Annotated in this window: 6 protein-coding genes and 1 pseudogene; 4 read left to right on the top strand and 3 right to left on the bottom strand. The window is 61.8% G+C overall.

What is annotated here, in order from left to right; all coding sequences use genetic code 11:
• Positions 1 to 1,092, top strand: a 1,092-nt coding sequence (locus EN932_RS30280; protein WP_206618976.1) for a hydantoinase B/oxoprolinase family protein, incomplete at its 5' end; no start/stop codon positions are given.
• Positions 1,093 to 1,316: 224 nt separating this feature from the next.
• On the opposite strand, the gene EN932_RS30275 is transcribed toward EN932_RS30280, so the two are convergent.
• The 3 genes from EN932_RS30275 to EN932_RS39195 form a co-directional block, all read right to left on the bottom strand.
• The gene (locus EN932_RS30275; RefSeq protein WP_128369303.1) at positions 1,317 to 1,589 is read right to left on the bottom strand and encodes a hypothetical protein; all 273 of its coding nucleotides are present in this window, start codon (positions 1,587 to 1,589) and stop codon (positions 1,317 to 1,319) included.
• A 2-nt stretch (positions 1,590 to 1,591) separates the two neighbouring features.
• Positions 1,592 to 1,918, bottom strand: coding sequence for a hypothetical protein (locus tag EN932_RS30270; protein WP_128369302.1), 327 nt, complete (start codon positions 1,916 to 1,918; stop codon positions 1,592 to 1,594).
• 61 nt (positions 1,919 to 1,979) lie between these two features.
• On the bottom strand, positions 1,980 to 2,702 hold the full coding sequence (locus EN932_RS39195) for a S24 family peptidase (RefSeq protein WP_128369301.1): 723 nt from the start codon (positions 2,700 to 2,702) through the stop codon (positions 1,980 to 1,982).
• A gap of 192 nt (positions 2,703 to 2,894) precedes the next feature.
• On the opposite strand from EN932_RS39195, the gene EN932_RS30260 reads away from it, so the two are divergent.
• From EN932_RS30260 to EN932_RS30250, 3 genes and pseudogenes are all read left to right on the top strand, one after another.
• The gene (locus EN932_RS30260) at positions 2,895 to 3,200 is read left to right on the top strand and encodes a helix-turn-helix domain-containing protein (protein WP_128369300.1); all 306 of its coding nucleotides are present in this window, start codon (positions 2,895 to 2,897) and stop codon (positions 3,198 to 3,200) included.
• Between the two features lie 61 nt (positions 3,201 to 3,261).
• Complete coding sequence (locus EN932_RS30255; protein ID WP_164890690.1) at positions 3,262 to 4,098, top strand: ParB N-terminal domain-containing protein; 837 nt, start codon at positions 3,262 to 3,264, stop codon at positions 4,096 to 4,098.
• Positions 4,095 to 4,369 (top strand): annotated as a pseudogene (locus EN932_RS30250) (hypothetical protein); the annotation flags it as partial. The gene EN932_RS30255 and the pseudogene EN932_RS30250, both read left to right, overlap by 4 nt.

The following is a 4,369-nucleotide window of genomic DNA, read 5'->3' as shown; positions in this document are numbered from 1 at the left end:
CGCATCGTCGACCGTGGCCGCGTCCGCGAGAAGGAGCTGGAAACGCTGCTCACCGATCACCGCTATCCGGCCCGCAATCCGCACCAGAACATCGCCGACCTCAAGGCGCAGATCGCCGCCAACGAGAAGGGCGTAGCCGAACTGCGCAAGATGGTCGCCCATTTCGGCCTCGATGTCGTCGAGGCCTATATGGGCCATGTCCAGGACAATGCCGCCGAAAGCGTGCGCCGCGTGCTAGAGCGGCTGCCGGATAGTTCTGAGTACGAATACCCGACCGACACCGGCCAGATCATCAAGGTGAAGATCACGGTCGACCGGCAAAAGCGCGAGGCGACGGTAGACTTCACCGGCACCTCGCCGGTGATGAAGAACAATTTCAACGCGCCCGAGCCGGTGGCCCGCGCCGCCGTGCTCTACGCCTTCCGCGTCATGGTCGAGGATATGATCCCGATGAATGCCGGGTGCCTGCGGCCCATCAACATCATCATTCCCGATGGCTGCATGCTGAAACCCGCCTACCCCGCCGCCGTCGTCGCCGGCAATGTCGAGACCTCGCAGCATGTCACCAACGCGCTGTTCGGCGCCATGGGCGCCATGGCCAACGCCCAAGGCACGATGAACAACCTGACCTTCGGCAACAAGACGTACCAGTACTACGAGACGATCTGCTCCGGCTCGCCGGCCGGCCAGATGAACTCCGGCCGCGGCTTTGCCGGCACCTCCGGCGTCCACACCCACATGACCAATTCGCGCCTCACCGATCCCGAAGTGCTGGAACTGCGCTTTCCCGTGCTGCTCGAGGATTTCCACATTCGGGAAAATTCCGGCGGCAACGGCAGATGGAGCGCCGGCGATGGCACCAAACGCACCATCCGCTTCCTCGAAAAGATGGAATGCGCGATCCTGTCCTCGCACCGCAACCGTCCTCCCAAGGGGCTGGACGGAGGCGGCGATGGCGAGGTCGGCTCGACCAAGATCCGCCGCAAGGACGGCACGATCGACCTGCTGAAAGCCTGCGACCAGACCATGTTGCAGGCCGGCGACGCCGTCATCCTGACGACGCCGACGCCGGGGGGATTTGGCCGGCGATGATGTAACGCGCAAGTTCAGATGGCATCAGCGGCCAAATGCTGGGAAAAGGTGATAAAGGCCGGGAAGAGCCGCCAGAAGCCCGGAAAACCAAGGGGTTGCGGCGAACGGGCGGGCCAGAAAGGCGGAAACCCAGAAACCCCGCCGCGCAACTTCAATTGGCATCAAAGCCGGACGGCGGACGGCGGACCGCGCAAGATCGTTTGGCATCACCGCGAACACATAATTTAATGTGGAGGCGACCAGCCGGTCGGCTTCGTGTTGGCGATGACGGTGATCGAGCCGCCTGATCGGCCGCACGTGGTGCAGATGAACCGGCGACCGATCTCTCGGTCGTTGATATACACGTAATGCTCGCCAAACAGCCCGATTAGCTTGTCCAGGTCCAGTTTCCGGCTGCCCGAGCAATTGGGGACGCGGCAATGACCCTGAAGGCCCATGTCGTGATCCCTTAGATCACCGAGGGTAGCGACGGTGCCTTTGTAGGGTTTGTCGCGCATGGTCAGTTAACGACCAACCCGGCAGGCCTAAAGAGCTTCAGCGCGGCACCTATGGCCAGCAACAGCGCATCAGATGGGCTGTTGAGCATCCTAATCGAATCGGGCTCATCGCCAGGCACGCCAACGATCGGCACAAGCTTGTAGTCGCCATCGAACGGCGGAATGTCGGCGTTCGCATAGAATGCCAGGCCGGGAAAGCGTTCGGTCAGGAAGGCTTCAATCGCACGTAGCGCCTCGCCAGCCCGGAACGCGCCCGATGGCGGCAAGATGACGAAGCTACTGACTTCCGTGGCGCCGGGCCGTTCTGATAGATCGATGGCGGAATTCACGAGAACCTCCTTTGTTGGGATGTTCTCATTCTGTTCACGGATAGTGAAGAGTCAATGGCGTCTAGATAGCGCCACCGGCCCAACGGACACGGCCTCCGATGATCAGCTCTGGCTGCTCAGCCAAAGGAACCTCCTCGGTCTGGTAACGCGGATTGTCGCTCTTCAGCAGCAACAAGCCGGAACGCAGCATTTGCAAGCGTTTGAGGCGCACCAAGCCGCCGTAGACCAGCACGTATATGGCCTCGTCGATGAACTCGCGGATTGAGACGTCGACAATCATCAGGTCGCCGTCGTTGATGGTCTCCCGCATCGAATCGCCCTTGGCAACCATGAGCCGCGCGGCCTTGGGGCTCACCCCGATCCGCCGCAGCCACTCCTCCCGGAACGCGAAGATATCCGGCTCGCTCTCCTCGTAGAGGTCGATGCTGCCTGCGCCGGCACTCGGGCGAATGTCAAGCTTCGGGACGGTCACAAAACCCTCCGGCGCGCCGCCAGCGACCATGAAGGTTCGGCCGCCCTGGCCCGGCGTCATCGGACCCTTGCCGGCTGCCAGCCAATCCAGGGTCACGTTCGCGGCCTCCGCAATCACCAGCAGATTGTCCAGCCCAGGCATGGACCCCAGCAGGTATTTGCGCATCGTCGAATCACCGATCCCCGACCGCTTTGAGAAGGCGTGGGGTGATTCGCCCGATAGTGCAATTCTCAGTCGCTCGGCGAACGACGTGTCCACTTGCTCCGAACTCTGACCGCGCGTCAGAGTTTCAATTTCTGTGTCATTGGACAAGAAACCCTCGCTAAATCAGCGTCTTAGACCAATTTTGCCCAATCCGGTGAATAGTCGAACTCTGACGCGTGAAAATTTGCACCTGAGCGTTGATCTGTTCACCCAATTGTGCGACATTAGTCGCGACTAGTGTTGTTTAAATCTTTAACCATCCGGACCTCTGCAAAGGGCCGGACGATCGGTGGAGCCGCCATGAACACGCCTCAGGTGTGGGACCGTCACGCCATCAACGCCGAGCTTCGGCGCCGTGGCATGAACCTGACCGGGATCGCCAAAGACGCGGGCCTTTACACCAGCGCCTGCAGGCAGGGCATCATCGGATTGAGCCGTCCAGGTGCCGAGGCCATCGCCGCCGCCCTGGATATCCCCTTCCGCGAGCTATTCCCGACTCTCTACACGAGAGGCCGTCATGACGAGGTGGACATTACCAGCACCGCCGGTCGCAGCGGAAGTGCAAAAGTTGCACTCATTTTAGACAACGCATCCGGCGCGCCCTGAAGCCGCTGTCTAGCGCCAGAGCATGCGCAGACAGGGGATTTCAATCAGGGGGCCTGCGGACGTGACGACTTCTACCAAAATCAAGATTGCTGAAATTCGGGTGCCGGCGAACCGGCGCCGGCTCGACCCGGCCTGGGTGGCGACCATCATGGCCGACATTCACTCTGGCAACGGTCACATGGTTCCGATCGAGGTCGTGCCGGAGAAGACCGAAGGCTATGAATACCGGCTGATCTTTGGCGGGCATCGTCTCGCCGCTGTTGCGGGCCTCGGCCTGGACGAGATCGAGGCGTTCGTCAAAGACCCCAAGCACGTCGCCACCGAAACCCAGATCCGCAAGCGCGAGATCGCCGAGAACCTGATCCGGCGACAGCTGTCGGTTCTCGATCGCGCGAAGGATATCGCCGACTGGCGCGACATCTACGACGCCGAGCACGGCACCGGCAAAACCGGACGCAAGAAGTCTCGCGAGATCGTCGAGGATGACGAATTGAGTGCAAAGTTTGCACTCAATTTCTCCGAGGCGGCACAGGCAGTGCTCGGCATATCGCGCCGCAGCGTTTTCCACGCGCTCAAGATCGCCACCATTCCGGAGCCGATCCGCCAGGACATCTCGCTTCACGCGGTCGCCAACAGCCAGACCGACCTCCTGCAGCTCGCGGCCGAAACGCCGGAGCGCCAAGTCGCTATAGCCCGCCTCCTGACCATGGCAGCCGCCGACGCGCCGCAGACGGTCAGCGAAGCGATCGCCGTCATTGACCGGACCTCCAAACCGGCAACCGCGCAGAAGTGGGAGAAGGTCGCCAGCGAGTTTTCCAAGCTGAAGGAGAGCGAACAGGATCGCTTCTTCACCCTGCACGAAGGCGCCATCCAGCGCTGGCTGAAAGGGCGGGCATGATGGTCCGCTCCCGCCGCGATCAGCTGACCGCAGATCTGTTCGAATGGGAACCGCCGAAGGTATCGGTCGGCTACGCAGCCGATGTCGCCGGCCGAGGCGGTCTCGACAACCAGATATCGCGCCTGGTGAGCCGGGCACTCCGCGATTGCCGCGACGAGGGCAAGGGGTCGCGCGCCGACATTGCGCGCCGCATGTCGGACTATCTCGACCGCCCTGTTTCGGAGGGCATGCTCAACAAGTGGTCTTCGGAAAGCAGCGACGAACATCGGAT

It is taken from the genome of Mesorhizobium sp. M7A.F.Ca.US.002.01.1.1, from assembly GCF_004022955.1.
Classification (GTDB): domain Bacteria; phylum Pseudomonadota; class Alphaproteobacteria; order Rhizobiales; family Rhizobiaceae; genus Mesorhizobium; species Mesorhizobium ciceri.
Note: the sequence above shows the minus strand (reverse complement) of the source record. Positions and strands in the feature narration are given on the sequence as shown.

Bases quoted from the DNA above. Each gene is read 5' to 3' on its own strand.
- EN932_RS30275 (WP_128369303.1), bottom strand. From the start codon at position 1,589: ATGCGCGACAAACCCTACAAAGGCACCGTCGCTACCCTCGGTGATCTA.
- EN932_RS30260 (WP_128369300.1), top strand. From the start codon at position 2,895: ATGAACACGCCTCAGGTGTGGGACCGTCACGCCATCAACGCCGAGCTT.